At 71.4% G+C, this 26,956-nt stretch carries 19 protein-coding genes and 1 pseudogene; 5 read left to right on the top strand and 15 right to left on the bottom strand.

Going from position 1 to position 26,956, the window contains the following annotated elements; all coding sequences use genetic code 11:
* Positions 1–4: 4 nt before the first annotated feature.
* From H613_RS24425 to H613_RS0104950, 5 genes are read right to left on the bottom strand one after another with little or no spacing between them, the layout of a single operon-like run.
* Positions 5–1,009, bottom strand: coding sequence for an ABC transporter ATP-binding protein (locus H613_RS24425; RefSeq protein ID WP_035736264.1), 1,005 nt, complete (start codon positions 1,007–1,009; stop codon positions 5–7).
* Positions 1,006–2,046, bottom strand: coding sequence for an ABC transporter ATP-binding protein (locus H613_RS0104965; RefSeq protein ID WP_026922951.1), 1,041 nt, complete (start codon positions 2,044–2,046; stop codon positions 1,006–1,008). The genes H613_RS24425 and H613_RS0104965 overlap by 4 nt, the downstream gene beginning before the upstream one ends.
* A 7-nt stretch (positions 2,047–2,053) precedes the next feature.
* Positions 2,054–3,220: an ABC transporter permease gene (locus tag H613_RS0104960; RefSeq protein WP_026922950.1), complete on the bottom strand. Its 1,167-nt coding sequence runs from the start codon at positions 3,218–3,220 to the stop codon at positions 2,054–2,056.
* Positions 3,221–3,227: 7 nt separating this feature from the next.
* Positions 3,228–4,223 carry an ABC transporter permease gene (locus tag H613_RS0104955; RefSeq protein ID WP_026922949.1) on the bottom strand — a complete coding sequence of 332 codons (996 nt, stop codon included), beginning with the start codon at positions 4,221–4,223 and terminating at the stop codon, positions 3,228–3,230.
* A 13-nt stretch (positions 4,224–4,236) separates the two neighbouring features.
* Positions 4,237–6,279 carry an ABC transporter substrate-binding protein gene (locus tag H613_RS0104950; RefSeq protein WP_084546364.1) on the bottom strand — a complete coding sequence of 681 codons (2,043 nt, stop codon included), beginning with the start codon at positions 6,277–6,279 and terminating at the stop codon, positions 4,237–4,239.
* Positions 6,280–6,736: 457 nt separating this feature from the next.
* On the opposite strand from H613_RS0104950, the gene H613_RS0104945 reads away from it, so the two are divergent.
* Together H613_RS0104945 and H613_RS0104940 are read left to right on the top strand one after the other, a co-directional pair.
* The gene (locus H613_RS0104945; protein WP_156925830.1) at positions 6,737–7,204 is read left to right on the top strand and encodes a hypothetical protein; all 468 of its coding nucleotides are present in this window, start codon (positions 6,737–6,739) and stop codon (positions 7,202–7,204) included.
* Entirely contained in the window at positions 7,205–7,645 is a 441-nt protein-coding gene (locus H613_RS0104940) for a hypothetical protein (RefSeq protein WP_026922946.1), read from the top strand. It begins immediately after the preceding gene.
* Here the strand turns inward: H613_RS0104940 and H613_RS0104935 are convergent.
* Positions 7,639–8,550 (bottom strand): 2-hydroxyacid dehydrogenase, encoded by a 912-nt coding sequence (locus tag H613_RS0104935; RefSeq protein ID WP_026922945.1) that lies wholly within the window; start codon positions 8,548–8,550, stop codon positions 7,639–7,641. The genes H613_RS0104940 and H613_RS0104935 overlap by 7 nt on opposite strands.
* Before the next feature lie 35 nt (positions 8,551–8,585).
* Between H613_RS0104935 and H613_RS31950 the strand changes: the two are divergent.
* Both H613_RS31950 and H613_RS31945 read left to right on the top strand, forming a co-directional pair.
* Positions 8,586–9,737, top strand: a pseudogene (locus H613_RS31950) (PQQ-dependent sugar dehydrogenase); the annotation flags it as partial.
* Positions 9,738–9,742: 5 nt separating this feature from the next.
* On the top strand, positions 9,743–11,371 hold the full coding sequence (locus tag H613_RS31945; protein ID WP_051392955.1) for a metallophosphoesterase family protein: 1,629 nt from the start codon (positions 9,743–9,745) through the stop codon (positions 11,369–11,371).
* Positions 11,372–11,504: 133 nt separating this feature from the next.
* Here the strand turns inward: H613_RS31945 and H613_RS24410 are convergent, their stop codons facing one another.
* Complete coding sequence (locus H613_RS24410) at positions 11,505–12,941, bottom strand: MFS transporter (protein WP_439330237.1); 1,437 nt, start codon at positions 12,939–12,941, stop codon at positions 11,505–11,507.
* A gap of 138 nt (positions 12,942–13,079) precedes the next feature.
* On the opposite strand from H613_RS24410, the gene H613_RS0104910 reads away from it, so the two are divergent.
* The gene (locus H613_RS0104910) at positions 13,080–13,994 is read left to right on the top strand and encodes an AraC family transcriptional regulator (RefSeq protein WP_026922943.1); all 915 of its coding nucleotides are present in this window, start codon (positions 13,080–13,082) and stop codon (positions 13,992–13,994) included.
* Between the two features lie 12 nt (positions 13,995–14,006).
* Here H613_RS0104910 and mgtE read toward each other — a convergent pair whose 3' ends face one another.
* The 8 genes from mgtE to H613_RS0104870 all read right to left on the bottom strand — a co-directional run bounded on the left by mgtE (position 14,007) and on the right by H613_RS0104870 (position 26,921).
* Entirely contained in the window at positions 14,007–15,353 is a 1,347-nt protein-coding gene (gene mgtE / locus H613_RS0104905; RefSeq protein WP_156925829.1) for a magnesium transporter, read from the bottom strand.
* Between the two features lie 329 nt (positions 15,354–15,682).
* A complete protein-coding gene (gene gatB, locus H613_RS0104900) occupies positions 15,683–17,170 on the bottom strand; it encodes an Asp-tRNA(Asn)/Glu-tRNA(Gln) amidotransferase subunit GatB (RefSeq protein ID WP_026922941.1) in 1,488 nt (495 codons plus the stop codon).
* Between the two features lie 8 nt (positions 17,171–17,178).
* On the bottom strand, positions 17,179–18,681 hold the full coding sequence (gene gatA, locus H613_RS0104895) for an Asp-tRNA(Asn)/Glu-tRNA(Gln) amidotransferase subunit GatA (protein WP_026922940.1): 1,503 nt from the start codon (positions 18,679–18,681) through the stop codon (positions 17,179–17,181).
* Between the two features lie 2 nt (positions 18,682–18,683).
* Entirely contained in the window at positions 18,684–18,983 is a 300-nt protein-coding gene (gene gatC, locus H613_RS0104890) for an Asp-tRNA(Asn)/Glu-tRNA(Gln) amidotransferase subunit GatC (RefSeq protein WP_026922939.1), read from the bottom strand.
* Positions 18,984–19,731: 748 nt separating this feature from the next.
* Positions 19,732–21,606, bottom strand: coding sequence for an ABC transporter ATP-binding protein (locus H613_RS24405; RefSeq protein WP_245598466.1), 1,875 nt, complete (start codon positions 21,604–21,606; stop codon positions 19,732–19,734).
* An 11-nt stretch (positions 21,607–21,617) separates the two neighbouring features.
* A complete protein-coding gene (locus H613_RS0104880; protein WP_026922938.1) occupies positions 21,618–23,291 on the bottom strand; it encodes an ABC transporter transmembrane domain-containing protein in 1,674 nt (557 codons plus the stop codon).
* Positions 23,292–23,427: 136 nt separating this feature from the next.
* The gene (locus tag H613_RS0104875; RefSeq protein ID WP_026922937.1) at positions 23,428–25,185 is read right to left on the bottom strand and encodes an ABC transporter ATP-binding protein; all 1,758 of its coding nucleotides are present in this window, start codon (positions 25,183–25,185) and stop codon (positions 23,428–23,430) included.
* Positions 25,182–26,921 carry an ABC transporter transmembrane domain-containing protein gene (locus tag H613_RS0104870; RefSeq protein WP_156925827.1) on the bottom strand — a complete coding sequence of 580 codons (1,740 nt, stop codon included), beginning with the start codon at positions 26,919–26,921 and terminating at the stop codon, positions 25,182–25,184. Before H613_RS0104870 ends, H613_RS0104875 begins: the two co-directional genes overlap by 4 nt.
* Positions 26,922–26,956 lie beyond the last annotated feature (35 nt).

Below are 26,956 nucleotides of genomic sequence, written 5' to 3'. Positions count from 1 at the left end.
CCGCTCAGTGCACGCCGTCGGTCTTGACGATGCCCTGGAGTTCGAGTTCCCCGGTGCGGACGCAGCGCACGCCGTCCTCGAACTCGACGGTGCCCGCGTCGCACCGCCCGGCCTCGGCGTACCGGCAGCGGCTCGCGAAGGCGCAGCCCGGCGGCGGGTTCGTCGGGTCGGGCAGGTCGTCGGGCAGCAGCACGCGGCCGGTGCGCCCGCGCCTGCTCGGGTCGGGGATCGGCACGGCCGACATGAGCGCCTCGGTGTACGGGTGCGAGGGACGCTCGTAGAGCTCGGCGGTGTCGGCCAGCTCGACGATCTTCCCGAAGTACATGACGGCGACGCGGTCGGCGATGTTCTCCACCACCGACAGGTCGTGCGAGATGAACAGGTACGTCAACCCGAACTCCTCCTGGAGCTCGCGCAGCAGGTTGAGGATCTGGGCGCGCACCGACACGTCCAAGGCGCTGACCGGCTCGTCGGCCACGACGAGCTTGGGCCGCACGATGAGCGCTCTGGCGATGTTCACCCGCTGGCGCTGCCCGCCGGAGAACGCGTGCGGATACCGGTCCATGTACTCCGGGGAGAGCCCGACGCGGCGCATCATCTCGGCGACGCGGTCCTCCAGTTCGGAGCCCTTGGCCTCGCCGGTGGTGACGAGCGGGTCGCCGATGATCTGGCGCAGGGTCATGCGCGGGTTGAGCGAGGAGAACGGGTCCTGGAAGACCATGCGGATCTGGCGCCGGTAGCGGCCCCGCTGGCGGTGCTTCAGCTGGGTGAGGTCCTGGCCGTCGTAGCGGATCGAGCCGCTGGTGGCCTCCTGGGCGCCGACGATGGTCCGCCCCAGCGTCGTCTTGCCGCAGCCGGATTCGCCCACCAGGCCGAGGGTCTCCCCCGGCATGAGCGTCAGGTCGACGCCGGAGACGGCGTGGTTCTCGACGGTGACGCGGCCGAACATGTTGCGCCGCACAGGGAAGCGGACGTGGAGGTCGTTGATCTCGAGCATCGGCTCGCTCATGCGCGGTCTCCTTCGGTCTGGTCGTAGAGGACGCATCGGGCGGTGCGGCCGCCGTCGAAGACCACTTCGGGCGGCTCGTCGAGGTCGCAGCGCCCGGCGATGGCCTCGGCGCAGCGCGGGTGGAACGAGCAGCCCTTCGGCCGGTGCAGCGGGTTCGGCACCGTCCCGGGGATCGTGGGCAGGTCCCGGCCCCGGTCGCGCCCGAGGACGGGCACGGAGCGGAGCAGCTGTCTTGTGTAGGGGTGCTTGGGGTCGGCGAAGATCTCCTCGACGCCGGCGCGCTCGACGACCTCGCCGAGGTACATGACGGCGACCTCGTCGGCGATCTCGGCCACCACGCCGAGGTCGTGGGTGATGAACATGACCGCCATGCGGTGCTCGGCCTGGAGGCTGCGGATCAGGTCGAGGATGCGGGCCTGGGTGGTGACGTCGAGCGCCGTGGTCGGCTCGTCGGCGATGAGCAGCGACGGCTTGGCGCACAGCGCGATCGCGATCATCACGCGCTGGCACATGCCGCCCGACAGCTGGAAGGGGTAGGCGTCGACGCGCTCGGCGGGCCCCGGGATGCCGACCTCGTCGAGCAGCTCGATCGCCCGCTTGCGGGCCGCCTTCTTGTCCATGCCCGTGTGGATGCGGAGGGTCTCGATCAGCTGCGCCCCGACGGTGCGCAGCGGCAGCAGCGAGGCGGCCGGCTCCTGGAAGATCATGCCGACGTCGCCGCCGCGCAGCCGCTGGAGCCGCTCGTCGTCGTTGTTCAACGAGAGCACGTCGAACGACTCGCCGGTGCCGTCGAGGAGGTCGCCGTGCCAGGTGACGGTGCCGCCCTCGATCCGGCCCGGCGCCTCGACCAGGCGCAGGACGGAGCGGGCCGTGACCGACTTGCCGCAGCCGGACTCGCCGACGACGCAGAGGGTCTTGCCGGCGTGGACGGTGAGGTCGACGCCGTCGACGGCGCGGACCTTCCCGTCGTGGGTGTCGAAGGCGGTCTTGAGCCCCGAGATCTCGAGCAGCGGCTGTGCGCTGTGTGGTTCAGTCATCGGTCACCTAATGCTTGTACGGGTCGGCGGCGTCGCGCAGGCCATCGCCGACGAAGTTGAACGCCAGTACCGCGATCACCACGACCAGGCCGGGGATGAGCAGCCACGGCGCGCCCGAGAGCACGCTCCACTTGCTCGCGTCCTGGAGCTGCACGCCCCAGGAGATCGCCGGGGGCCGCAGGCCCAGGCCGAGCCACGACAGGGAGGTCTCGGCCAGGATCATGGTCGGGATCGAGAGGCTGAGCGCGGCGATGATGTGCGAGGAGAACGACGGCAGCATGTGCCGGAACATCACCCGGCCGCGGCTGGACCCGTCCAGCAGCGCCGAGGTCACGAACTCCTCGCTGCGCAGCGCGAGGAACCGGCCGCGCACCTCTCTGGCCAGACCGGTCCACGCCACCAGCGCGAGGATGGTGGTGATGATGAAGTATCTGGTCACCGACCCCATGTCGGGCGGCAGCGCGGCCGCGAGGCCGAGCCACAGCGGGATCGCGGGCACCGCCATGAACAGCTCGATGACGCGCTGGATGACGTTGTCGACCCAGCCGCCGAAGTAGCCCGAGACCGCCCCCAGGACGATGCCGAGCAGGAACGCCAGCAGGACGCCGATGATGCCGACCGACATCGACACGCGGGTGGCGTAGACGAGCTGGCTCAGCAGGTCCTGGCCGTCGGTGGTGGTGCCCAGCAGGTACATCGGGTCGTCGGGGTCCTCGGGGCCGAGCAGGTGCCGGTCCCACGGGATGAGGCCGAACAGCTTGTACTCCTCGCCCTTGACGAAGAAGCCGATGTCGACCCGGTCGGCCGGATCGGGCTCGTAGGTGATCCGCAGGCTCCGCGGGTCCTGTGTGGAGGTGTAGCCGTCGACGTGGAGGCCCCACTGGAAGCCCTCGGGCCCGTCGGTGTCCCAGAGCTTGAGGACCTGCGGCGGGGCGGTGGTGTACTCGGAGTCGCGGTGGCGGTCGTCGAACGGGGCGATGAACTCGCACAGGACGATGACGATCAGCATGGCGCCGAGCAGCCAGGCCGAGACCAGGGCGAGCCGGTGCTTCTTGAACGCCCACCACACCAGCTGGCGCTGGGAGGCGGTGGCGCGCTCGCCGTCGCCGGTCTCGGCCCGACCGGTCTCGGCCGGGGCCTCGTCCGGACGGTCTTGCTTCTCTTTGAGGGTCATCGACTGCTCACCTCTGATGTCCGAGTCGGATGCGGGGGTCGAGCCAGCCCAGCAGCATGTCGGAGATCAGCGTGCCGATGACGGTGACGACGCTGAGGACCATGATGATGGACCCGGCCAGGTACATGTCCTGGGATTTGAGCGCGCCCAGCAGGATCGGGCCGAGCGTCGGCAGTCCGAGGATCTGGCCGACCACGATGTCGCCCACCAGGAGCAGCGGCAGCACCCATCCGATGGTCGAGACGAACGGGTTGAGCGCCACCCGCAGCGGGTAGCGGCGCAGCAGCTGCCGCTCGGGGACGCCCCGGGCGCGGGCGGCGGTGACGTAGGGGCGGTGGAGCTCGTCGAGCAGGTTGTTGCGGATGATGCGCACCAGTCCGGCCACGCCGGCCGTCCCTATGACGATCATCGGGATCCACAGGTGCCCGAACAGGTCGAGGAGCTTGCCGAGGTTCCACGAGGCGTCGCACCACTCCGGTGAGCACAGCCCCGAGGGCACCGACCCGAACCAGGAGACGCTGAAGTAGATGAAGATCAGCGCGATGAGGAAGTTCGGGGTCGCCAGCCCGAGGAAGCCGACGGTGGTGACGGCGTAGTCGCCGACCGAGCGCTGCCTGACCGCCGAGTAGACGCCGATGGGGAAGGCGATGCCCCAGCTCACCAGCAGGGTGATGACCGAGATGCCGAGCGTGGCGCCGAGCCGGGAGCCGATGACCTCCCTGACCGGTTTCTGGTGCTCGAAGGACATGCCCAGGTCGCCGTGCAGCACTATCTGCGTGAACCAGTGCCAGTACTGCTGGAGGATGTTGCCGTCCAGGCCGTATCGCACCCGCAGGTCCGCCACTTCGGCCAGCGTCAGCCGCTGGCCCTGCACCGCGTATCTCGCCTCGAGGGCGGTCACGAAGTCGCCGGGCGGCAGACTGACGATCACGAACACCACCAGCGAGATCGCCAGCAGTGTCGCCGCCATGTAGACCGCACGGCGCCCTAGGAATCGAACCACTGTTCTCCTCGACCTACTTGTCGTCGGTGATGTACCACTGCTCGGGCGCGGCCGGTCCCGGCGTCCCGTACGTGGGGTTGGCCGGCATGGAGCCGCCGACGTTGTGGAGCCGGTCGGCGACGACCGCCCACGAGCCCTGGCCCTGGACGGTGCCGATCGCGTAGAACTGCTCCTTGGCGATGGCGAGGATCTGCTTGAAGATCTCGTCGCGGGCGGCCTCGTCGGGCTCGGAGAGGAACTGGTCGTACAGGTCCCACTGCTCGGTGATGTGCGCGGGGGGCTCTTCGACCAGCGCCTCCTGCGTGGTGCCGTTGGTGTAGAGCTCCGACCACTGGCGGGCGAAGAAGGCCCCGCCGCCGGGCCCGGCGGCCATGTACCAGTAGACCGATCGGGTCTCGTCGATGTAGCCGCCGTCGCCGGTCCAGACGGTCAGGTCGTAGTCGAACTCGTTGACCAGGTTCTGCCAGTTCTCGCGGGGCTGGCTGTTGATGTTCAGCACGACGCCGACCTCGGCCCACATGCCCTTGATCATGTCCAGGGCGTCGATCCAGATGGTGCCCAGGAGGGCGTCGTCGGCGACGGCGACGGTGAACTCCAGCGGCGTGCCGTTCGATGCGGTGCGCTTGTCGCCGGACAGCGCGTATCCGGCGTCGTCGAGGATCTGGTTCGCCTTGTCGAGGTCGAACTCCAGGTACTGGGTGGCGAACTCCTCGTCGTAGAACCGCGACTCGGGCCGGGGCGCGGGCTGGGAGGGCTCGCCGACGCGGCTCCACAGCACGTCGATGAGTTCCTGCCGGTCGATCGCGTGCGACATGGCGATGCGGAACTGCTTGTCCTGGAAGACCTCCCGCAGGCCCGCGTCCCGGTGGTTCATGTTGAACCCGATGTTCATGTCGCTGGAGTAGGTCGACGCCAGCTCGACGACGGTGTACTCGCCGGCGGCCTCGTTGTCGACCGCGTCGGCGCGGTGGGCGTTGTCGTTGAAGTGCCGCGAGTGGAACTCGTAGTCGCCGTTGATGGCGTGGGCGAACATGGTCTCGACGTCGGTGGTGATGTCGAAGCGGACCTCGTCGATGTAGGGCAGCTGGCTGCCCTCCTCGTCCACCTTCCAGTAGTACGGGTTGCGCTCGAAGAGCGCGTACTGGGCGTCGGAGATCGGCTTCTTGCAGATCCAGGGCAGCAGGGTGGGCAGGTCGGGGTTCTCCCACATGAAGTTCCACAGGTTGCCCAGGGCGGTGAAGCGGGCGACCCAGCCGTCGTAGCCCTCGTCGATGGCCTCTTGGTCGGCGTTCTCGTTGTAGTCGATGTGGAACTGCTCGAGGTAGTGGCGCGGGAACATGGTGAAGCGCTGGCCGGAGGTGCCGGCGGCCATGTCGTCGCGGAACAGCGGCTTCGGGCTGTTGAAGCGGACGACGAAGGTGTAGTCGTCGACGATCTCGAGCTCGATCGGCGTGCCGTCGGTGCTGCTGAGCTCGGTGGGGACGGCCGTGGTCAGGTCCTTGTTGAGGGCGACGTCGTTGAAGGCGAATTCGACGTCGGCGGTGGTCAGCGGCTCGCCGTCGGACCACTTGATGCCCTCGCGGAGGGTGATGGTGAACTCGGTGGCGTCCTCGTTGGCCTCCAGGGAGGTGGCGACGTTGGGCCTGATCTCGGTCCAGTCGCGGGAGCGTTCGAGCAGGTGGCCGTCGTTGATGGTGCGCCACAGCCAGGGGCCGTCCGCGGCGCCGGTGCAGACGGTGTTCCAGGTGCCGCCGTAGACGCCCAGGTCTTCGGTGACGGCGATCTCGAGGGGCTCCTTCGGCAGGCGCTCCTCGACGGGCGGGAGGTCGCCGGCCTCGACGCGCTCGGCGAGTATCGGGGCCTCGGGGCCCTTCTCGCCGCCGCCTCCCGAGTCGGAGTCGGAGTCGGTGGAGAAGAAGCCGCATCCGGCGGCGGACGCGGTCAGGGCGGTGGCGCCGGTGATGACCAGGCTGCGCCGGGAGACGGTGGGGTCCGGCCACACGACGGACCGAGATCGCTTTTCGAACGGGTTGGACTGGGGGTTGCGAGTGCTCATCGGCGAGCGCTCCTTCCAAAGGTCGGTCGCGGCCGTGGGGCGGCCAAGGGGTCCGACGGGGCCCACTCGACCCCGTCAGTCACCGAAAGCGCTTGCTGAATTTCCGGAACTTCTCCGAAAACTTTCGGCGACATCGGTGAGACTACGGCAACACTAAAACAGCGTCAAGGCAGGTGAGTCGCAGCCGGGATTACGATACGGTCACGAATGGCAATCGTATTCCAGGGGTTACCGAGCGGTCAAGACCGAAACTTTCGGAGACTTTGGACCCACCCGCCGGGGCCTCGCCGCCGCCTTCGCGGGCGGCGGACGAAATGTGATCTTGACGGCCGCGCCGCCGCCGCCCGCCCGGCTTCGCGGTCCCGTTGCCCGACAGGGGGTACAGCGGGCGACAATCCCCCGGAAATCGGACCACACTGGAGACGGCCGCACGCACCGGGTATGTCAGGATCGGACCATGACAACTCACGGCGACCCTGGGAGCGGCACGTTGACACAGCGCGAACCCGCCTCCTCGCCGCGCCTGCGCATTCGCCGCTCCGCCGCGGTCACCGTGGCCGCGTTCGTCTCCTGGCTGGCCGTCGCCCCGCTGGCGCTGGCGCTGATCGCCGAGCGGCCCCTGTGGGGATGGTTCTCGGTCGTGATCGGCGCGGCGATGCTCGCCGCCCCGCTCGGCGTCTCGAGCTGGGCGTGGCGCTCGGGCGTGGACGTGACGCAGGAGGGCGTCACGGTCAAGGGCATGTTCTCCGAGCGGCTGCTCGAATGGCGCCACATCGACGGCTTCGTGACCGACAGCGACGGCGTGGCCGCGATACTGGACGACCAGTCGCAGGTGCGCCTCGACCCGCTGCGCCCCGAGAACCTGCCGCAGGTCCTGGAGATCGGCGGCCAGGAGCTGCGCGAGGAGGGCGACGAGGAGCAGTAGGTGTCGCTGCTGGGCGTCCTCTGCTGCCTGAGCCCGGTCCTCATCGCCGTGGGGATCCTGCTCAAGCTCGGCGCGGACGCCGTGGACCGCGTGCCGCTCGCGGCCCGGAAGATCTCGGGCCGGATCGCCTTCGCCTCCTCGATGATGTTCGCCTTCGGCTACGCCACGGCCCTGTTCATGAACCTCGATCCGTTCTTCCCCGATGACTACTGCCTCATGCACGGCGGCCAGGAGGGTTTCGACAACGGCCGATTCCGCGGCGAGGCCGAGTCGCCGCTCCTGCTCACCAACACGATCCAGTGCGGCTCCAAGATCCACCACTACATACCGCTGTGGGTGCCCTTCGTGCTCGCGGCCCTGCTGGCGGTCGCCACGATCGCCGCGGAGCTCTACTTCACGTGCAGGCGCCGAGACGAGCTACGCAGGCTCAAGGCTCAGTAGCCGTCGGACACGACGTTCTCGAGCGGTTCCCCGGCGGCGAAGCGGCGGATCTGCGGGCCCACCGGCCGGTAGGCGCGCGGCACCATCCCGTCGACCGAGGCGCCCACGTGCGGGGTGATCAGGGCGCCCTCCAGGTCCCACAGCGGGTGGCCGGCGGGCAGCGGCTCGGGCTCGACCACGTCGACCGCGCAGCGCAGGCGGCCCGAGGCCACCTCGGCGACGAGCGCGTCGGTGTCCACGATCGGGCCGCGGGCGGCGTTCACCAGCAGCGCGCCGTCCTTCATGCGCGCGAGGAACTTCGCGTCGACCATGCCGAGGGTCGCGTCGGTCAGCGGCAGGATGAGGACGACGACGTCGGCCTCGGGCAGCAGCGCGTCGAGCTCGTCGATCGCGTGGACGCCGGGGCGGGCGCGCCGGGCCACCTTCGTCACCGTCGTGCCCAGAGCAGTGAGGACTTCGGCGACCTTCTCGCCGATGTCGCCGGCGCCGACGATGAGGGCGTGCTTGTCGCAGACCGTGGTCTGCCACCGGACCCGCCACTCGTGGTGCCTCTGGCGGCGGGCGAAGACGTCGAAGCCGCGCATGGACGCGAGGATCGCGCCGATCGTCCACTCGGCCGTCACTCCCGTGTGGACGCCTCGGGCGTCGCACAGAGTCACGCCGTCGGGCACCACTGGCGCCCACACCTCGGCGCCCGCGCTCAGCAGCTGGATCGCCCGCAGCGACGTCATGTCGCCGAGCGGCGCGGTGACCTTCGACTGCGCCAGGAACGGCGGCACCCAGAAGTCGACGCCCGCCGGGTCGGACGGGTAGCCGTCCCGCCCCGAGTACACCTCGACGTCGACGCCGTCGGGCAGCGGCCCGAGCAGTTCGCGTCCTTCCTCATGAGCGATCCATACCTTCACTCGGAAAAGACTAATGCACCATTAGTCTTGTGACCATGCGCCGATCGACGACATCGGCGGCTGTGACGGCCGCGGTCATGCTCATGCTCGCCTCGTGCTCCTTCGGGGAGCCGCCCGAGCCGGAAGGCGGCGAGCCGCCGAACCTGCCCACGCCCTCGGGGGGCGCGCCCGAGACGCCCGCGACGCTCATGGAGGTCGTCGCCGAGGGGCTCGAGGTGCCGTGGGGGCTGGCGTTCCTGCCCGACGGCACCGCCCTGGTCGGCGAGCGCGAATCCGGCCGCATCCTCTCGATCGGCGTCGACGCGGAGGGCACCGCCGCCGAACCCGAGGAGGTCCGCACCGTCGAGGTCGACGCCCGCGGCGAGGGCGGCCTGCTCGGCCTGGCCGTCTCCCCCGACTTCGAGGAGGACTCGACGGTCTTCGCCTACTACACCACCGAGGAGGACAACCGGATCGCGTCGATCGACCTCGGCTCCGACGCCGAGCCCGAGCCGATCCTCACCGGCATCCCGGCCGCCTCCAACCACAACGGCGGCGCGCTCGCCTTCGGCCCCGACGGCTACCTGTGGGCCGCCACCGGCGACGCGGGCGAGGCGGGCAGCGCCCAGGACGCGGACTCCCTCTCGGGCAAGATCCTCCGCATCGACGCCTCCGGCGAGCCCGCCGAGGACAACCCCGACCCCGACTCGCCGGTCTACTCCATGGGCCACCGCAACGTCGAGGGCCTGGCGTGGGATGGAGCAGGCGTCTTGTACGCCACCGAGTTCGGCGCCGACATCGCCGACGAGGTCAACCGCATCGAAGCGGACGGGAACTACGGCTGGCCGCTGTACGAGGGCCCCGCCGGGGACCCCGACTACATCGACCCGGTGCTCTCCTGGGAGCCGTTCGAGGCCTCCTGCTCGGGCGCGGTCTTCGTCGAGCAGACCCTCATCACGGCGTGCCTGCGCGGCCAGCGGCTGTGGATCGTCGAGTTCGACTCGAACGGCGAACCCGCCGGCGAGCCGCAAGCGGCACTCGTGGGCGAGTTCGGTCGGCTACGATCGATCGCCATGGGCCCCGACGGGATGCTGTGGGTGACCACCTCGAACCGCGACGGCCGCTGCGAAGAGGACAGCGGTTGCGTCATCGACGAGGCCGACGACCGCCTCCTCCGCTTCTCCACCTCCTACGCCGCCGAAGGAAGAGTCTTATGCCGGACCGGCACGCCCCGTTCCCACAGCGCCTCAAGTCCGTCGCGAGCCGCGGCTCGCGGGCGGTCGCGCGCGGGGAACGCCGTGCCGGGTCGCTGTGGCGGCGTCTGCGCGCCTCCCCCGTCGCCCGCGGGCTGGCGACCGCCGTCGCGATCCTCGCCGTCGGCGTCGCCGCGGCCTCGGGCGGGCTGATCCTGGTGGGCGACACCAGCGCCCACATCGGCCCGTTCCACACGACCATGGCGCTGCACCCCGACATCCACGGCGAGACGATCGTGACCATCCCGCCGCTCGGCCAGGTGGTCTTCGACAGCCACGACGGCCCGATCGGGATGAGCCTGCGCCTGGACTCGGTGGACCCCGAAGAGGCCCGGGCCATCATCAACACCCCCGGCGGGGTCACCGCCGCCTCCGAGGACCTGGCCTCCGAGGTCACCGACGCGGTGGTGCGCGTCGCGGTCGAGGCGCTGGCGATCGTGACGCTGTGCGGGCTGCTGGTCGGCGCGCTCGCCTTCCGCACCATGCGGCGCACCATGCTGACCGGGCTGGCGTCGCTGTCGATGACCGCGGCGCTCCTGGGGTACGCCGCCGTCACCATGCGACCGGAGTCGATCTCCCAGCCGCGCTACGAGGGCCTGCTCTCCTACGCCCCTTCGGTGGTGGGCGACGCCGAGGACATCGCCGACAACTACGAGCAGTACGTCACCAACCTCCAGAAGTTCGTCACGAACATCTCCGGGTTCTACGCGTTCGCGACGGACCTGCCGCACATCGGCGTCGACGACGACACGATCCGGATCCTCCACGTCTCCGACCTCCACCTCAACCCGTCGGCGTGGCACCTCATGGAGTCGGTGGTCGACCAGTTCAACATCGACGCGGTGGCCGACACCGGCGACATGAACGACTGGGGCTCGTCCCAGGAGGCCGACGTCTTCTCGCAGGGAGTGACCCAGATCGACGTGCCGTACGTGTTCGTCAAGGGCAACCACGACTCGGCCACCACCATCGCGGCGCTCTCCGCCTACGACAACACGGTGATCCTGGACGGCGAGGTGCGGGAGGTGGCCGGGCTCCGGTTCGCCGGGGTCGCCGATCCGCGCTTCACGCCCGACAAGGGCAGCCAGCCTTCCACCGATTACGCCCAGCAGATGCTCGCCCAGTCCGGGCAGCGGCTGCGCGAGGACATCGAGGAGGCGGGCGGGGCCGACGTGGCGATGGTCCACGAGCCGGCGATGGCGGTGCCGCTCACCGGCGTCGTGCCGCTGGTGCTGTCGGGGCACACGCACGAGCGGGCCGTCCAGGACCTCGGCGAGGGGACGACGCTCATGGTGGAGGGCTCGACCGGCGCGGCCGGGCTGCGGATCTTCGAGAGCGATACGCCGATGAAGATGGAGCTCGACGTGCTCTATTTCGACCCCGACACCAAGGCGCTCACGGCGTACGACTCGATCTCGGTCGGCACCGTCGGCGCGTCCGACATCACGCTGGACCGCACCGTCATCCCCATCGACGAGCAGAAGCACGCGGCGGTGAACGGGGCCGGGGTCGAGGACGTCCCCAGCCCGCTGCCGTCCTCGTCCTCGTCGCCGTCCTCCCCGTCTTCGCCCTCGCCCACCGACGAATGATCGGGACCGGTTTCGCCGCCCTCGAAGCGGTCGAGACGCTGCGGGCGACGGTCCGGCGGCGCACCGAGCTCCTGGAGACGGCACTCGCCGAATGCGGGTCCGCGCCGCGGCGCGGACCCGCTCACCCCTTCGCTCAGCGCTTCGACGTCCGCAAGGTCACGGTCGCCAGGCCGAACGCGACCAGCACCATCGCGGCCTGGATCCAGTAGGTGGCCGCGTAGCCGCCGTGGAGGGCGGCCAGGCGGTCCAGGCCCGCGGCCTCACCGTCGGCCGTCACCGCGGCCGCCGCCACGGCCATAACCGAGAGCCCCACCGCGCCGCCGATCTGCTGGGCCGTGTTGTTCAGCCCGGAGGCCAGGCCCCGGTCGGCCGCGGGGACGCCCGACATGGACAGCATCATCGTCGTCGGCATCGCCATGCCCTGGCCGATACCCAGGATCGCCAGGGCCGGAAGGACATCGGTCCAGTAGTTCCCGTCGGTCGGGGCCAGCGCCAGCAGCGCGACGCCGAAGGCGAGCAGCACCAGTCCCGTGCGCATGACCGCCACCGCGCCGAATCGGCGGGTGAGCCGGGCGTTGAAGACCAGTGAGACCACGCCGACGCCGACCGGGGTCGGGACGAACGCGAGACCGGTCTCCACGGCGCTCAGGCCGAGCACCTGCTGGAGGAGGAGCGCGGTCATGAACTGGAATCCGGTGGCGGCGGCGTACAGCAGGGCGAACGCGGCGTTTCCGGTCGCCAGCGAGCGGTTGCGGAAGAGCCGCAGGGGCATCAGCGGGTTGGCGGCCTTGGCTTGGCGCAGCAGGAATGCCGTGAGGAGCGCCGCCGAGACCGCGCCCCAGGCGAGCGGCGCCCCGTTCGGCTCGCCGATGAGGACGATCGCGTACACGCCGAGCGAGAGGCCGGCGGTCACCAGGACCGCGCCGATGACGTCGGGTCGGGCGGCGCGGGCGGGACTCGGCGTCGCTTCGACGAAGCGGGTGGCGAGTGCCAGGGCGGCCAAGCCGATCGGCGTGTTGATCCAGAACGCTGCCTCCCAGCCGAGGGTCTGGGTGAGGACGCCGCCCGCGACAAGGCCGAGCAGCGCGCCGGCGGCTCGGGTGAACCCGTACGCGCCCATGGCGCGAGCCTGCTCGCCCTGGTCGGGGAAGAGGCGCACCAGCATCGCGAGGATCACCGCCGAGGCCATCGCGGCGCCGAGCCCTTGGACGAAGCGCCCGGCGACGAGCATGGCGGGCGTCGCGGCGAGCGCGCATGCCACCGAGGCGGCGGTGAAGACGGCGGTGCCCGCGATGAACATGCGTTTGGGGCCGAAGAAGTCGCCGAGGCGTCCCGAAAGGAGCAGCAGTCCCGCGAAGGCGATCAGATAGGCGTTGACGACCCAGGAGAGGCCGGTGGCGCTGAAGCCGAGTTCGACCTTGAGGTTCGGGAGGGCGACGGAGACGACGGTGACGTCGAGCGCGACCATGAGCTGCATGGTCAGCAGTGCCGCGAGGGCGGCGCGGCGGTGGCCGCGAACCGGGGCGGCCGCGGTCTCGGGGTCGAGAACACTGTGGGACAAGGGAATCACTCCTGTGCGAGGCATCCGGGCGACGCAGTCGCGACGCTGTGCCGACAGTACGACCGTATGGTGAGACTTCCTATGTCACTAAGTCTCAGATTCCTGTCTGTTCGTCTCGTCGTGGAGAGGGTCGGATACGATTGTTCCATGGATGTGCTCAGCAGTGTCATCACCGCATTGCGGGTCGGTGCGCCCGAGGCCTCGGTGCTCTCTCGGAAGGCCCCGTGGGGCCGCCACTACGAAGGGGTCTACGGGGTCGGGTTCCACGTGTCGACGGAGGGCTCGTGCTGGCTGCTGCCGAACGAGGGCGAGCCGGTCATGATGAACGCGGGCGACGTCGCGATGTTCTGCTTCGATCGCGGGCACGGGCTCGCCGACAGCCCGACGACGCCGCTGTTCGAGCAGTTGCGGCGGGGTGAGCCGCGGCGGCCGGTCGAGGGCGACGGGCCGCGCAGTGTGTGGTTGTGCGGCGGCTACCAGTTCGACCGGCGTTTCACGCACCCGCTCATCGAGGCCCTCCCGGCGGTCATCCACCTGCCGACCCGGGTCGGGCGGCACCCCGAGCTGCGGGCCGTGGTCGACCTCCTGGGTCGGGAGCTGGAGAGCGACCGGCACGGGCGGGACGCGATGATCCCGGCGATGCTGGACTCGCTGCTGATCTACGTGCTGCGCGCGTGGTTCGAGGAGGCGACCGAGCGCGAGGGCTGGGCGGCGGCGCTGAACGACCCGGGGATCACCGCGTCGCTGCGGGCGGTGCACGCCGAACCGGGCCTGGCCTGGACGGTCGACGCACTGGGCCGGGAGGCGGGCATGTCCCGCGCGGGGTTCGCGCGGACCTTCACGGCGATGGTGGGCGAGCCGCCGCTCGCGTACGTGACCCGGTGGCGCATGCTGCTGGCAGCCAAGCGGCTGCGCGAATCCGACGCGCCGTTGACCACCGTCGCCAGAGAGGTCGGCTACACGTCGGAGTTCGCGTTCGCCAAGGCGTTCAAGCGGTCCCAGGGGATCTCGCCGGGCCGATACCGGCGCGGCGAGGCCGCTGAAGCGGCCCCCGCCGCGTAGGCGGCTCGAGGCTCAGCCCGTGAGGGCCGGTCCGAGGACCAGGGCCGCGATCGAGAAGTAGATGAGCAGGCCGGTGGCGTCGCACAGGGTCGAGACCATCGGCGCGGAGACGAGGGCCGGGTCGATGCCGACCTTCTTGGCGACCAGCGGGAGCAGCGAGCCGACGAAGGTCGACCAGGTGCAGACGGCCAGGAGCGTCACCGCGATGATGAGCCCGATGTCGGGTCCGTAGACGAAGGCGACGACGGGCCCGCCGACGATGGCGAGCATCGCGCCGAGCAGGAAGCCCACCCGCGATTCGCGCCAGGTGATCTTGAGGGCGTCGGAGAAGCGGACCTCGCCGACGGCCATGGCGCGGATGATCGTCACCGACGCCTGCGAGCCCGAGTTCCCGCCCGTGCCCGTCAGCAGGGACACGAACACCGCGAGGACGGTGACGTTCGCGAGGTAGGACTCGTAGTAGTTGAGCACCGTGACGGTGAGCGAGGCCGAGACGGCCAGGATGAGCAGCCACACGGCGCGGCTGCGCGCCAGCACGAACACGCCCGCCGAGAGGTAGGGGCGCTCGAGCGGTTCGGACGCACCGGCGCGGGCGGCGTCCTCGGTGTCCTCGGCTTCCAGGACCTCCATGGCGTCGTCCCAGGTGATGAGCCCGACGAGCCGGTCTTCGTGGTCGACGACGGAGAGCGCGATGAGGTTGGCCTCCTGGATGAGCCGGGCGGCCTCTTCCTGGTCGGTGTCGGTGGAGACCTGGTAGTGCTCGTCGGCGATGAGGTCGTGGACGGGCGTGTCCGGGTCGGCGCTCACGAGGTCGGCGAGGGTGACGGTGCCGAGGAGCCTGCGGTGGCCGTCGGTCACCGGCAGCACGTCGAGGTGGCGGGGGCGTTCGCGCAGGTGGCGAATGCGCTCGATCGCGGCGGCGGCGCTCATCGAAGCGCGCAGCGACACGAAGTCGGGGGTCATGATGCGCCCGGCGGACTCGGGGTCGTACCCGAGCAGCTGGGCGGTGGTGCGCCGGTCGGCGGCGCTGAGCTGGGACTGGAAGCGCGTGGCGACCTTGGCGGGCATCTCGTCGAAGAGCTTGGCCCGGTCGTCGGCCTCCATGGAGTCGAGCAGCTCGCGGACGGTGTCGGTCTTGAGCCCGTCGATGAGCTCCTGCTGGTGGACCGTGTCGAGCTCTTCGAAGACGGCGAGCGCGCGGTCCTTCGGCAGCAGCCGGAAGCGCAGCGCCTGCTCGGCGAGGTCCATGCGGGGCAGCTCTTCGGCGAGTTCGACGGTCGAGGTGTCGGCGAGTTCGAGGCGGAGCGCCGCGAGCTCGTTCACCGCCGCGGGCGAAATGGGCTGGATGACCTGGGCCATGGCAGCCACCTCCTAACACGAGGAAAGGGCCGTGCCCTCAAGCCCGCGTAGGAAGGGCAGGTCAGCCCGTCCGCTCCAATATAAGAGGACGCGAGGCACGGTCAAGGGAAAATGGGAGGAACGCGTCGGTATCTCGACTGGATCCGGGGTCGTCGCCCATGGCCCTCACCTCCTCCGGTCGCGGCCGCCTAGCGCGGTCAAGGGTAGCAACATCCTGTGAACAATGTCGCTCCTCGGGGTTCCCGGAGACTCGCGGGTCACACCGGGATTGAACGGACGGTGAACGCAAAAGGGCCGGATCTGGTGATCCGGCCCAGTCGCGCGTGCGGTCAGCTCAGCTTGTCGAGGATGATCTGGCGGACCGTCCCGGCGTCGGCCTGGCCCTTGGTGGCTTTCATGACCGCGCCGATGAGGGCGCCCGCGGCGGCGTGCTTGCCGCCGCGGATCTTCTCGGCCACAGCGGGATTGGCGGCGATCGCCTCGTCGACGGCCGCCTCGAGCGCGCCGGTGTCGGAGACGACCTCCAGGCCGCGGGCGGCCGCGACGTCGGCCGGGCCGCCTTCCCCGGCGAGGACGCCGTCGATGACCTGCCTGGCGAGCTTGTCGTTGAGCCGCCCGTCCTCGACCATGCCCTGGAGCTCGGCGACCTGGATCGGGGTGATGGCCAGTTCGCCGAGTTCGGCGCCGGACTCGTTGGCGCGCCGGGAGAGTTCGCCCAGCCACCACTTGACGGCGCCGGACGCGCTCGCACCGGCCGCGATCGTGGCCTCGATGAGCGCGACGGCGTCGGCGTTGACCACCGACTGCATCTCCTTGTCCCCCAGGCCCCAAGCGGCCTGGAGGCGCTCGCGGCGCGCGCGCGGCGGCTCGGGCAGGCTGGAGCGCAGCTCCTCGACCCACTCGCGCGAGGGCTCCATGACGGCCAGGTCGGGCTCGGGGAAGTACCGGTAGTCGGTGGCCTCCTCTTTGGAGCGACCCGGGCTGGTCTCGCCGGTGGTCTCGTGGAAGTGGCGGGTCTCCTGGAGGATCTTGTCCCCCGCCTCCAGCAGCGCGGACTGGCGGCGGACCTCGTAGCGCACGGCGCGTTCGACGCTGCGCAGCGAGTTGACGTTCTTGGTCTCGGTGCGGGTGCCCCACTCGTCGCCGGGACGGTTCAGCGAGACGTTGACGTCGCAGCGCATCGATCCTTGCTCCATGCGGACGTCGGAGACGCCCAGGGAGCGGACGATGTCGCGCAGCTCGGTGACGTAGGCGCGCGCGACCTCGGGGGCGAGCGCGCCGGTGCCCGGCACGGGCCTGGTCACGATCTCGACCAGGGGGATCCCGGCGCGGTTGTAGTCCACGAGGGACTCGGTGGCGCCGTGGATGCGCCCGGTGGCGCCGCCGACGTGGAGGGTCTTGCCGGTGTCCTCCTCGAGGTGGACGCGCTCGATCTCGACGCGGTAGGGCTTGCCCTCGACGACGACGTCGACGTAGCCGTCCTCGCAGAGCGGCTCCTCGTACTGGCTGGTCTGGAAGTTCTTCGGCATGTCCGGGTAGAAGTAGTTCTTCCTGGCGAACCGGGTCCACTCGGCGATGCGGCAGTTCAGGGCGAGGCCGATCTTCATGGTGGCCTCGACGGCGGCCTTGTTGGCCACCGGCAGGGCGCCGGGCAGGGCCAGGCAGACCGGGCAGACCTGCGTGTTGGGCTCGGCGCCGAACGTCGTCGCGCAGCCGCAGAACATCTTGGTGGCCGTGTCGAGCTCGACGTGGGTCTCCAGGCCGAGGACCGGCTCGAAGGCGGCCACGGCGGCGTCGTAGGTGTTGAGTTTCGTCATCTCGGCTACTACTTCCCCTCAATTTCGGGCGCGGTGTCGGCCAGCAGGGTCTCCTGCGCCGACTCGAGCGCCGCCGCGACGCGGTAGGTGATGTCGTCGCCCATGACCGGGCCCATGACCTGGAGTCCGACGGGCATGCCCTCGGAGAGCCCGACCGGGACCGAGACGCCCGGCCCGCCGTAGAGGTTGGACGGGATCGTGTAGAGGTCGGCCAGGTACATCTGGTACGGGTCGCCGGTGCGCTCGCCGAACTTGAAGGCGGTGAACGGCGTGGTGGGGCTGATGAGCGCGTCGGCCCGCTCGAACGCGGCCTCGAAGTCGCGCTTGATGAGCGTGCGGACCTTCTGGGCCTTGCCGTAGAACGCGTCCACGTACCCGGCGGACAGCGCGTAGGTGCCGAGGATGATGCGGCGCTTGACCTCGGGGCCGAAGCCCGCCTCGCGGGTGAGGCTCATGACCTCTTCGAGGCTCCGCTTGCCGTCGTCGCCGGTGCGCAGGCCGTAGCGGACGCCGTCGTATCGGGCGAGGTTCGAGGACGCCTCCGAGGGCGCGATGAGGTAGTACGTCGGCAGTGCGTAGACGAACGACGGGCAGGAGACCTCGACGATCTGCGCGCCGAGCTTGACGAGCTGCTCGACACCGGCCTGGTAGGCCTCGACGACGCCGGGCTCGGCGGCGCCCGAGCCCTCGGCGAACTCCTTGACGACGCCGAGCTTGACGCCCGAGAGGTCGCCGGTGGCGCCGAGGCGGGCGGCCTCGGCGACGGGCGGGACCGGGGCGTCGATGGCGGTGGAGTCGCGCGGGTCGTGCCCGGAGATGACCTCGTGCAGCAGCGCGGCGTCGAGGGCGTTGCGGGAGACCGGGCCGGGGGTGTCGAGCGAGGAGGAGAACGCGATGAGCCCGAAGCGGGAGTTGGAGCCGTAGGTGGGCTTGCCGCCGAAGGTGCCGGTGACGGCGCCGGGCTGGCGGATGGAGCCGCCGGTGTCGGTGCCGATGGCGAGCGGGGCCATCTTGGCGGCGACGGCGGCCGCGGAGCCGCCGCCGGAGCCGCCGGGGATGCGCCCGGTGTCCCACGGGTTGGCGGTCCGCTGGTAGGCCGAGTACTCGGTGGAGGAGCCCATGGCGAACTCGTCCATGTTGGTCTTGCCGAGGATCGGCATGCGGGCGGCCTTGATGCGCTCGACGATCGTCGCGTCGTAGGGCGGGATCCAGCCTTCGAGGATCTTGGAGGCCGCGGTGGTCGGCAGGCCCTTGGTGACGACGACGTCCTTGATGGCGATGGGGACGCCCGCGAGCGGTCCGAGCTCTTCGCCGCGGGCGATGGCCTCGTCGACCTCGCGCGCGGTGGCGAGGGCGCCTTCGCGGTCGACGTGGAGGAAGGCCTTGATCGTGCCGTCGACGGCGTCGATCCGGTCGAGGTGCGCCTCGGTGATCTCGTAGGAGGTGGCACGGCCGGTGCGGATGGCCTCGGCCATGTGCGCGGCGGTCTGGTCGATGGTGCGGTCGCCCATGTCTACTCCTCCTCGTCCAGAATGCGCGGAACGCGGAAGCGGTCCTCGACGGTGTCGGGACCGCCCGCGAGGACGGCGTCGCGCGGCAGCGATGGCCGAGGCTGGTCTTCCCGGAACACGTTCACCAGGGGCACCGCGTGCGAGGTCGGCTGGACGCCTTCGGTGTCGACCTCGCCGAGGGTCTTCATCGATTCGAGGATGACGTCGAGCTGCCCGGCGAAGGCGTCGAGTTCGTCATCGGTGACTTCGAGGCGGGCCAGTCGCGCCAGGTGCGCGACTTCCTCGCGTGAAATCGTACTCACGACAGGTGTTTCCTAACGGTTTCTAGCTGCGGGAAGACTTATCGAGTCTAGGTCGTGCGCGGCGGAGTCGGTCGGCGGCCCTGGTCGCGGAGGAGCCGCGTTGCGCAGCGGCGGAGCCGCAATGCGGCGCGGCGGCGGAAGCGGCCCCGGGCTCGCCGCCGAGCGGAAGGCGGCGAGCCGCCGCGCCGCGCGGCGGAAACGGTGCGCCGTACGGCGGCACGGTCGGATCGGGGCCGCTGCGGAGGGCGCCGCGGCACGGCGCAACCCTCACTCGCTGTGACCGATGTGACGGGAGAGCCGAGACCGGCCCCATCCGCCTCAGACGACACGGGCGTTTCATCGCGGTTCGCGAATTATGTGGTTTTGGGCTCACCGCTTCGAGCCGCGAAAACGTGGCCCGCGCAACGTGCGATACCGAACTGTTACCGATCGGTGTGCAACCGATGTCCCGGTCCCTCGACCACCGGTTCCGTTGGGAGGCAAGGCCCCGCCGGCTATCGCGCAGCAGTGCCGCGCTCACGGGTCTCGGGCCGTCGACCAGCGCGAAGACCGCATGCTGAAACGGGGACCAGAGGCCCCTTCAAAATGCTCCGATCGTGGTCTATGATTGCTATCACTGGTTCGGAACGGGTTTCCTGGTTTCCTTTCTGTTTCCTTGCTAATAACGAGTCGGTGGGTGTTCCGACTTGTGGTGGTGTTCTCGAGCCAGTGACGGGCCCCGGGCGAAAGCTCGGGGCCCGATTTCGTCTCAGCGGGCGGTCGCGGCGTCCTCGCCCAGCTCATGGCCCACGGGCTCGGCATCCTGAGCCAATTCATGGCTCACCGGTTCCCCATCCTGAGCCAATTCATGGCTCACAGGCTCCCCATGCCAGGCCCTCCACAGATCCGCATAGTGGCCGTCGCGGGCGATGAGCTCGTCGTGGCTGCCCAGTTCGGCCACGACTCCCTGCTCGACGACGGCGATGCGGTCGGCGTCATGAGCGGTGTGGAGCCGGTGCGCGATCGCGATGACGGTGCGGCCCTCCAGGACCGCGCCCAGCGCCCGCTCGGTGTCGCGGGCGGCGCGCGGGTCGAGCATCGCCGTCGCCTCGTCGAGGATCACCACGTCGGGGTCGGCCAGGATGATCCGCGCCAGCGCGATCTGCTGCGCCGAGGCCGCGTCGAGTTCCCTGGCGGTGCCGCCCAGCCGCGTGTCGAGCCCCTCGGGCAGGTCGAAGGCCCAGTCGGCGCCGACGGCGGCCAACGCGGACTCCAGCTCGTCGTCGCCCGCCTCGTCCTTGGCGAGGACGAGGTTGTCGCGCAGGGTCGCCGTGAACACGTGGTGCTCCTGGGTCACCAGCGTGACGCGCCCGCGCCGCACGTCCAGCGGAAGCGCGGCGACGTCGACGCCGCCGATGTGGACGGTGCCCTCGCGGGGGACGTCCGCGCCGGACACGAGCCGCGCCAGCGTGGACTTGCCCGCCCCCGAGGGCCCGACGACGGCGAAGCGCTCTCCGGCGGGGACGTGGAGGCTCACGCCGTGGAGGACGTCGCCGCCGGTCGGGTAGGCGTAGCGGACGCCGCGCAGCTCCACGGTCCCGTCGGCGGGCCGCTCGGCGGTGGCGCCGTCCTCGGAGCCTTCGGCGTCGGCGACGCCTTCGATGCGGGCCAGGGCGGCGGCGCCGCGCTGGACGCGCTCGATCCACATCAGGATGTGGTCCAGCGGGAACATGATCTGGCGGGTCAGGACGGCGCAGCTGGCGACCATGCCGAGGCTGACGGCGCCGTCGAAGTAGAAGGCGCCGCCCACGAGCAGGACCGCGGCGGTCGGGAGCGCATAGGTGCCGTCCAGGAACGGGAAGAACACGGTCCGCAGGAACAGCGTGTACCGGACCGCGCCCCACGACGCGGCGACGGTGTCGTCACCGGCGCGGCGGCGCTGGTCTTCGAGCCGGTAGGCCTCGGTGGTGCGGGCGCCGTCGGCGGAGGCGGCGATGGTGTCGCCGATCTCGGACTCGGTCTCGCGCTCGCGGAGATACCCGTGCCTGGCGCGCTTGAGGTACCAGCGGGTGCCGGTGGCGATCGGCGGGACGGCCACCAGCATGCACAGTCCCAGCAGGGGGCTGACCCAGAACATCGCGCCGAGGAACACGAGGACCTTGAGGATCGAGACGGTGACCTGCGGGACGCCGTCGCGGAACAGGGCCCCGGCCTCGGGGACGTCGGCCGAGGAGCGGGTCATGAGGTCGCCCGAGCCGGCGCGCTCGACGACGGGCATCGGCAGGCGCAGGCACCGGTCGACGAACTGCTCCCGCATGCGCGCCGAGAGCCGCTCGCCGAGCCGGTGGGCGACGTACGTCCCGGCCCAGGTGAAGACGACGACGGCGACGCAGGAGACCGCGATGCCGACGGCGAGCCGGTCGACGCCCTCGACGCCGCCGCCCGCGGCGAGGCCGTCGATGATCTCGCCGAGCAGCAGCGGGGCGACCGCGGCGGCGACGGCGGCCACGAGGTGGAGGCCGATGGCCCCGGCGACGCGGCCCTTCTCGGACAGCAGCAGCTGCGCGAACGCGCGCCTCGTCTCGGCGCGCCCCGCGACCGGGAGCCGTCCGCTCTTCATCGGCGGCGCGGTTCTGGTGCTCACGCTGGCGGTGCTCATTCGGCCTCCCGGGTGACGAGCGCGCGGTAGTCGGGCCGCTGCTCGTCCAGTTCGTGGTGGGTGCCGACGGCGACGACCTTGCCGTTCTGGACGAACGCGACCTTGTCGGCGCGGCCGAGCCACAGCGGCGAGGTGGTGGCGACGGCGGTGGCCTTCCCGGTGCGGGCGGCCGCGAGCCGGCCTGCGATGCGGGCCTCGGTGTGGGAGTCCACGGCCGAGGTCGGCTCGTGCAGCAGCAGGATCTCGGTGTCGGCGGCGAGGGCGCGGGCGAGTCGCAGCCGCTGGCGCTGCCCGCCCGAGAGGGTCCTCACCTGGTTGTCGAGTTCGGTGTCGAGGCCGTCGGGGAGGGCCTCGACGACGTCACCGGCGCTGGCGGCGTCGACGGCCTTGGCGACGCGGTCGGCGCCCTCACGCGCGCCGATGACGGCGGCGACCGTCCCGGCGAACAGGTAGGCGTCGTGCTCGGCGACGAGGACGCGACGCCGCAGCTCGTCGCGGTCCATGTCGGACACCGGGACGCCGCCGAAGCGGGCCTCGGCGTCGGTGTAGCCGCCGAGCCGGTCGAACAGGTCGGCGACCTGGCCGGACTCGGCGGAGGCGACGGCGATCAGCTCCCCGCCGCCGACGGTGAGCCCCGATTCGGGGTCGTGGAGGTCGGCGCCGGCCTCGGGCCCCGCCTGTGGGTGCTCGGGGGCGGGCCGGGAGGGCACATTGAGGAGCTTGCAGACCTTGCCGCAGGCCACGCGGCCCTCGATGATGCGGTAGGAGGTGCCGATGAGCCAGTGGACGGGCAGCAGCATGGCGCTGGTGTAGCCGAACGCGGCGACCATCTGGCCGGGCGTGATCTGGCCGGAGGCGACCTGGCGCCCGGCGATCCAGACGACGACGCCGAGGAGGATCGCGGGCGTGCCCTCGCCGAGGGCATTGAGCCAGGCCTGGGGCCCGGCGACCTTGTATCCGGCCTTGCGCAGCTCCTGGGAGTCGACGCGGTAGGAGGCGCTGAAGCGGCGCTCGCCGCCGATGCCGCGCAGGACGCGCAGGCCCGAGACGATGTCGGAGGAGCGGTCGGTGATGTCGCCGATGCGGTCGCGGTAGGCCTGCTGGCGGGCCTGGAGCCGCGTGAGCAGCGGCCCGGTGATGAGGCCGACGGCGAACACGCCGATGAAGATCGTCAGCCCGAGGGTGACCGAGGTGTTGAACAGCAGGAGGCCGACGGCGATGAGGCCCACGGCGCAGCCGACGAGCGGCGAGAGGCCGTCGACGGCCTCGGCGATGCGGCGGACGTCGGTGGCGCCGACGGAGACGACCTGCCCGGTGGTGACCTTGCGGCGCAGCTCGTCGCCGAGGCCGTTGACCTTGCGGGTGGCGAGCTGGAGGGTCCGGTAGGCGGCGTCCATGCGCCAGTACACGGTGAGGCGGTGCGACCACACGATCGCGGCGGCGGAGACGAACCCGGCGCCGACGAGGCCGCCGGTCCAGGCGGCGAGGGCGCCCCAGTCGCGCTCGGCGAGGCCGTTGTCGACCGCGCCGGTGAGGAAGTACGGCAGGATCGGCAGCCCGCCGAGGGCGATCGCGGAGGTCACCAGCGCGGCGGCCATGAGCCCCTTGCGGCGGGTGGCGAGCCACAGGAAGTACCGCCACGGCGTCGTCGGCGGCGGGCGCCGTGCCAATGTACGCCTCACTCCGTTCGGCGTGGGAACACCGCTCGAACCGTCCGGGGATTCGGGGTCTTCGAGTGGGAGATCGGGAGCGCGGAGGAACCTCACTTGACGACCGTAAAGTACGCCTCCGACATCCCACAAACGATTAAGCCGCGGGCGGAGACCCGCTCCCCTGCCAGCCGTGCCACAGCCGCGCGTAGGCGCCGCCGCGGTCGAGGAGCTGGTCGTGGCTGCCGAGCTCGGTGACGCGGCCGTCCTCGACGACGGCGATGCGGTCGGCGTCATGGGCGGTGTGGAGCCGGTGCGCGATGCCTATCACAGTGCGGCCGTCGAGGACGGCGGCGAGGGCGCGTTCGGTGTCGCGGGCGGCGCGCGGGTCGAGCATGGCGGTGGCCTCGTCGAGGATCACCACGTCGGGGTCGGCCAGGACGATGCGGGCCAGCGCGATCTGCTGCGCCGAGGCGGCGTCGAGCTCGTCGGCGGTGCCGCCCAGCTCGGTGTCGAGCCCTTCCGGCAGGGCCGTGGCCCAGGCGGCGCCGACCGCGTCGAGCGCCGCCTCGAGTTCGGCGTCGGACGCGCCCGGCCTGGCCAGGGCGAGGTTCTCGCGCAGCGTCGCGGTGAACACGTGGTGCTCTTGGGTGACGAGGGTGACGTGGCGGCGGCGCCGGTCGAGGGGCATCGCGGCGATGTCGGCGCCGCCGACCTCGACGGCGCCGGAGCCCGGCGGGTCGATCCCGGCGATGAGACGCGCCAGCGTGGACTTCCCGGCGCCCGAGGGGCCGACGACGGCGAGGCGCTCGCCGACCGGGACGGTGAGGTCGACGCCGTGGAGGACGTCGCGGCCGCCCGGGTAGGCGAAGCGGACGCCGCGCAGGGCGACCTCGCCGCCGGACGGTTCGGCCTCGGAGGCGCGCGGCTCGTCGGCGAGGGCCTGGCCGACGCCTTCGACGCGGGCGAGCGAGGCGAAGCCGCGCTGGACGCGTTCGACCATCATGAGCAGGTTGTTGAGCGGGGCGACCGCCTGGCGGGACAGGACCGCGCAGGAGGCGACCGCGCCGATGGTGATCGCGTCGCCGAAGTACAGGGCCGCGCCGAACACGAGGACGCCGGCGGTGGGCAGCACGTAGGAGCTCTCCAGGCTCAGGAAGTACATGCTGCGCAGGTAGAGCGTGTACCGGGTGGCGCCCCAGTGGCGGGAGATGGCGTCGTGGGCGACGCGGCGGCGATTGGGCGCGAGGCCGTAGAGCTCGGCGGTGCGGGCGCCGTCGGCGGTGGCGGCCACGGCGTCGCCCATGGCGGACTCGGCGCGGCGCTCGGCGAGGTACCCGGCGCGGGCGCGCCCCAGGTACCAGCGGGCGCCCACGGCGATCGGCGGCGCGGCGAGCAGGACGCAGAGCGCCAGCAGCGGGCTCGCCCACGCCATCGCTCCGATGTAGACAAGTGAGGTGAGGACGGCGGTGGCCGCCCAGGGGGCGGTGTCGCGCACGAGGTTCCCGGCCTCGGGGACGTCGATGGTGGAGCGGGTCATGAGGTCGCCCGAGCCGGCCTGCTCGGCCAGGTGCGGGGGCAATCTGAGGCAGCGGGCGATGAAGTCCTCCCGCAGGCGGGCCGAGAGCAGCTCGCCGACGCGGTCGACGGTGTACCCGGCCGCCCAGGTGAGGACGAGCGCGGCGGCGATGGCGGCGGCCAGGCCGAGCGCGAGGCGGTCCATGTCGTCGATCGTGGCCCCGGCGGTGAGGTCGTCGATCATGCGGCCCATGAGCAGCGGCGCGGCGGCGCCCGCTCCGGCGGCGGCGACGTGGAGGGCGACGCCGAGGAGGACGCGGCGGCGTTCGGCGCCGAGCAGGGAGACGAAGGCGGCCCGCACCTGGCGGGTCCCCGCGACGGGCAGTTCGGTGGTCATGTCAGCTCCCTGGCGACGAGCGCGCGGTAGTCGGGCGCTGCGGCCATGAGGTGGGCGTGGGTGCCGGTGGCGGCGACCTTGCCGTCCTGGACGAACGCGACGGTGTCGGCGCGGCCGAGCCACAGCGGCGAGGTGGAGGCGACGGCGGTGGTCAGGCCCTTGCGGAGGGCGGCGACGCGTTCGACGATGCGCGATTCGGTGTGGGAGTCGACCGCCGAGGTGGGCTCGTGGAGGAGCAGCACTTCGGGCTCGGCGGCGAGGGCGCGGGCGAGCCGGAGGCGCTGGCGCTGGCCGCCGGAGACGGTGCGGGCCTGGTTGCCGAGGTCGGTGGCGATCCCGTCGGGGAGGGCGTCGACGACGTCGTCGGCGCAGGCGGCGGTGACGGCCTCGGCGACGCGGTCCTCCCCCACCGCCCCGGCGAGCACGGTTTCGAGAGTCCCGGCGTACAGGTAGGCGTCGTGGTCGGCGACGAGCACGCGGCGCCGCAGCTCCTCGGGGTCCATGTCGGACACCGGGACGCCGCCGAAGGCGGTCTCGGCGGGCGCGAGCCCGGCGAGCCGGTCGAACAGGCCGGTGGCGGACCGGGGGTCGGCGGCGGCGATGGCGGTGAGGCCCGGCTTCAGGCGCAGCCCGGCGTCGGGGTCGGCGAGTTCGGCGCCGGTGTCCGGCCCGGGGCGGGTGTCGGTGCGCCGCGGCGGTTCGGGGAGGTTCAGCAGTTCGCAGATCTTGGCGGCGGCGACGTGTCCCTGCATGAGGGTCATGGCCGTGCCCATGAGCCAGCGGACCGGCTGGAGCAGGGCGGCGGTGTAGGCGTAGGCGGCGACCATCTGGCCGACGGTGATCTCGCCTGAGGCGGCGAGGCGGGCCGACTGCCACACGACCGCGCCGAGGAGGATGAGGGGCGCCCCGGCGGCGAGCGTGTCGATCCAGGCGCCGGGCGCGGCGATGCGCAGCCCGGCCCGCTTGAGGTCCTGGGAGTCGCGGCGGTAGGACTCGTTGAAGGCGTCCTCGCCGCCGACGCCGCGCAGCACCCGGAGCCCGGCGACGATGTCGGAGGAGCGGGTGGTGATGGCGCCGACGTGCTCGCGGTAGGAGCGGTAACGGCGCTGGAGGCGGCCCAGCAGCGGCCCGGTGAGGACGGCGACGGCGATGACCCCGATGAAGACCGCCAGCCCCAGCGAGACCGACGTGGTGAACAGCAGGACGGCGACGGCGATGATCCCTCCGGCGCACCCGACGGTGGGGGCGAGCGCCTCGATGGAGCGGCCGATGGCGCGCATGTCGGTGATGCCGACGCTGACGACGTCGCCGGTGGTGGCGTGGGCGCGCAGGCGGGCGCCGAGGCGGCCGACCTTGGCGACGGTGAGCTGCTGGGCGCGGTAGGAGGCGTCTTGGCGCCACCACACGGTCATGCGGTGGTGGACGACGATGCTGACGGCGACGACCGATCCGGCGGCGACGAGCGCGCCGACCCAGGCGGCCAGCGCGCCCCAGTCGTGCCGCGTGATGCCGTCGTCGACGGCGCCGGTGAGGAAGATCGGCATGACCGGGACGAGGCCGAGCGAGAAGACCGCGGAGATCCAGACGCTGGCGGCGAGGGCTTTGCGGCGGGTGGCGAGCCACCAGAACAGGCGCCACGGGGTGGACGGCGGCGGCGTCGGCGAGGCTTTCGGCTTCGCCCCGTGCGGCCAGAGTGGATCGGCGACGGGGAGGTCAGGGGCTCGCAAGGGGTTCACTCGCCAAACGGTAACGGCGGCGCGACCGTATCGGC

The sequence above is a fragment of the Glycomyces arizonensis DSM 44726 genome, assembly GCF_000482705.1.
GTDB lineage: Bacteria > Actinomycetota > Actinomycetes > Mycobacteriales > Micromonosporaceae > Glycomyces > Glycomyces arizonensis.
Note: the sequence above shows the minus strand (reverse complement) of the source record. Positions and strands in the feature narration are given on the sequence as shown.

Excerpts from the sequence above, each read along its gene's own strand:
- H613_RS31945 (WP_051392955.1), top strand. The coding sequence starts at position 9,743 with ATGCCGGACCGGCACGCCCCGTTCCCACAGCGCCTCAAGTCCGTCGCG.
- gatA (WP_026922940.1), bottom strand. The coding sequence starts at position 18,681 with ATGGGCGACCGCACCATCGACCAGACCGCCGCGCACATGGCCGAGGCC.
- H613_RS0104875 (WP_026922937.1), bottom strand. The coding sequence starts at position 25,185 with ATGACCACCGAACTGCCCGTCGCGGGGACCCGCCAGGTGCGGGCCGCC.
- H613_RS0104950 (WP_084546364.1), bottom strand. The coding sequence starts at position 6,279 with ATGAGCACTCGCAACCCCCAGTCCAACCCGTTCGAAAAGCGATCTCGG.
- mgtE (WP_156925829.1), bottom strand. The coding sequence starts at position 15,353 with ATGGCCCAGGTCATCCAGCCCATTTCGCCCGCGGCGGTGAACGAGCTC.
- H613_RS0104965 (WP_026922951.1), bottom strand. The coding sequence starts at position 2,046 with ATGACTGAACCACACAGCGCACAGCCGCTGCTCGAGATCTCGGGGCTC.
- H613_RS24425 (WP_035736264.1), bottom strand. The coding sequence starts at position 1,009 with ATGAGCGAGCCGATGCTCGAGATCAACGACCTCCACGTCCGCTTCCCT.
- H613_RS0104910 (WP_026922943.1), top strand. The coding sequence starts at position 13,080 with ATGGATGTGCTCAGCAGTGTCATCACCGCATTGCGGGTCGGTGCGCCC.
- gatB (WP_026922941.1), bottom strand. The coding sequence starts at position 17,170 with ATGACGAAACTCAACACCTACGACGCCGCCGTGGCCGCCTTCGAGCCG.
- H613_RS0104960 (WP_026922950.1), bottom strand. The coding sequence starts at position 3,220 with ATGACCCTCAAAGAGAAGCAAGACCGTCCGGACGAGGCCCCGGCCGAG.
- H613_RS0104945 (WP_156925830.1), top strand. The coding sequence starts at position 6,737 with ATGACAACTCACGGCGACCCTGGGAGCGGCACGTTGACACAGCGCGAA.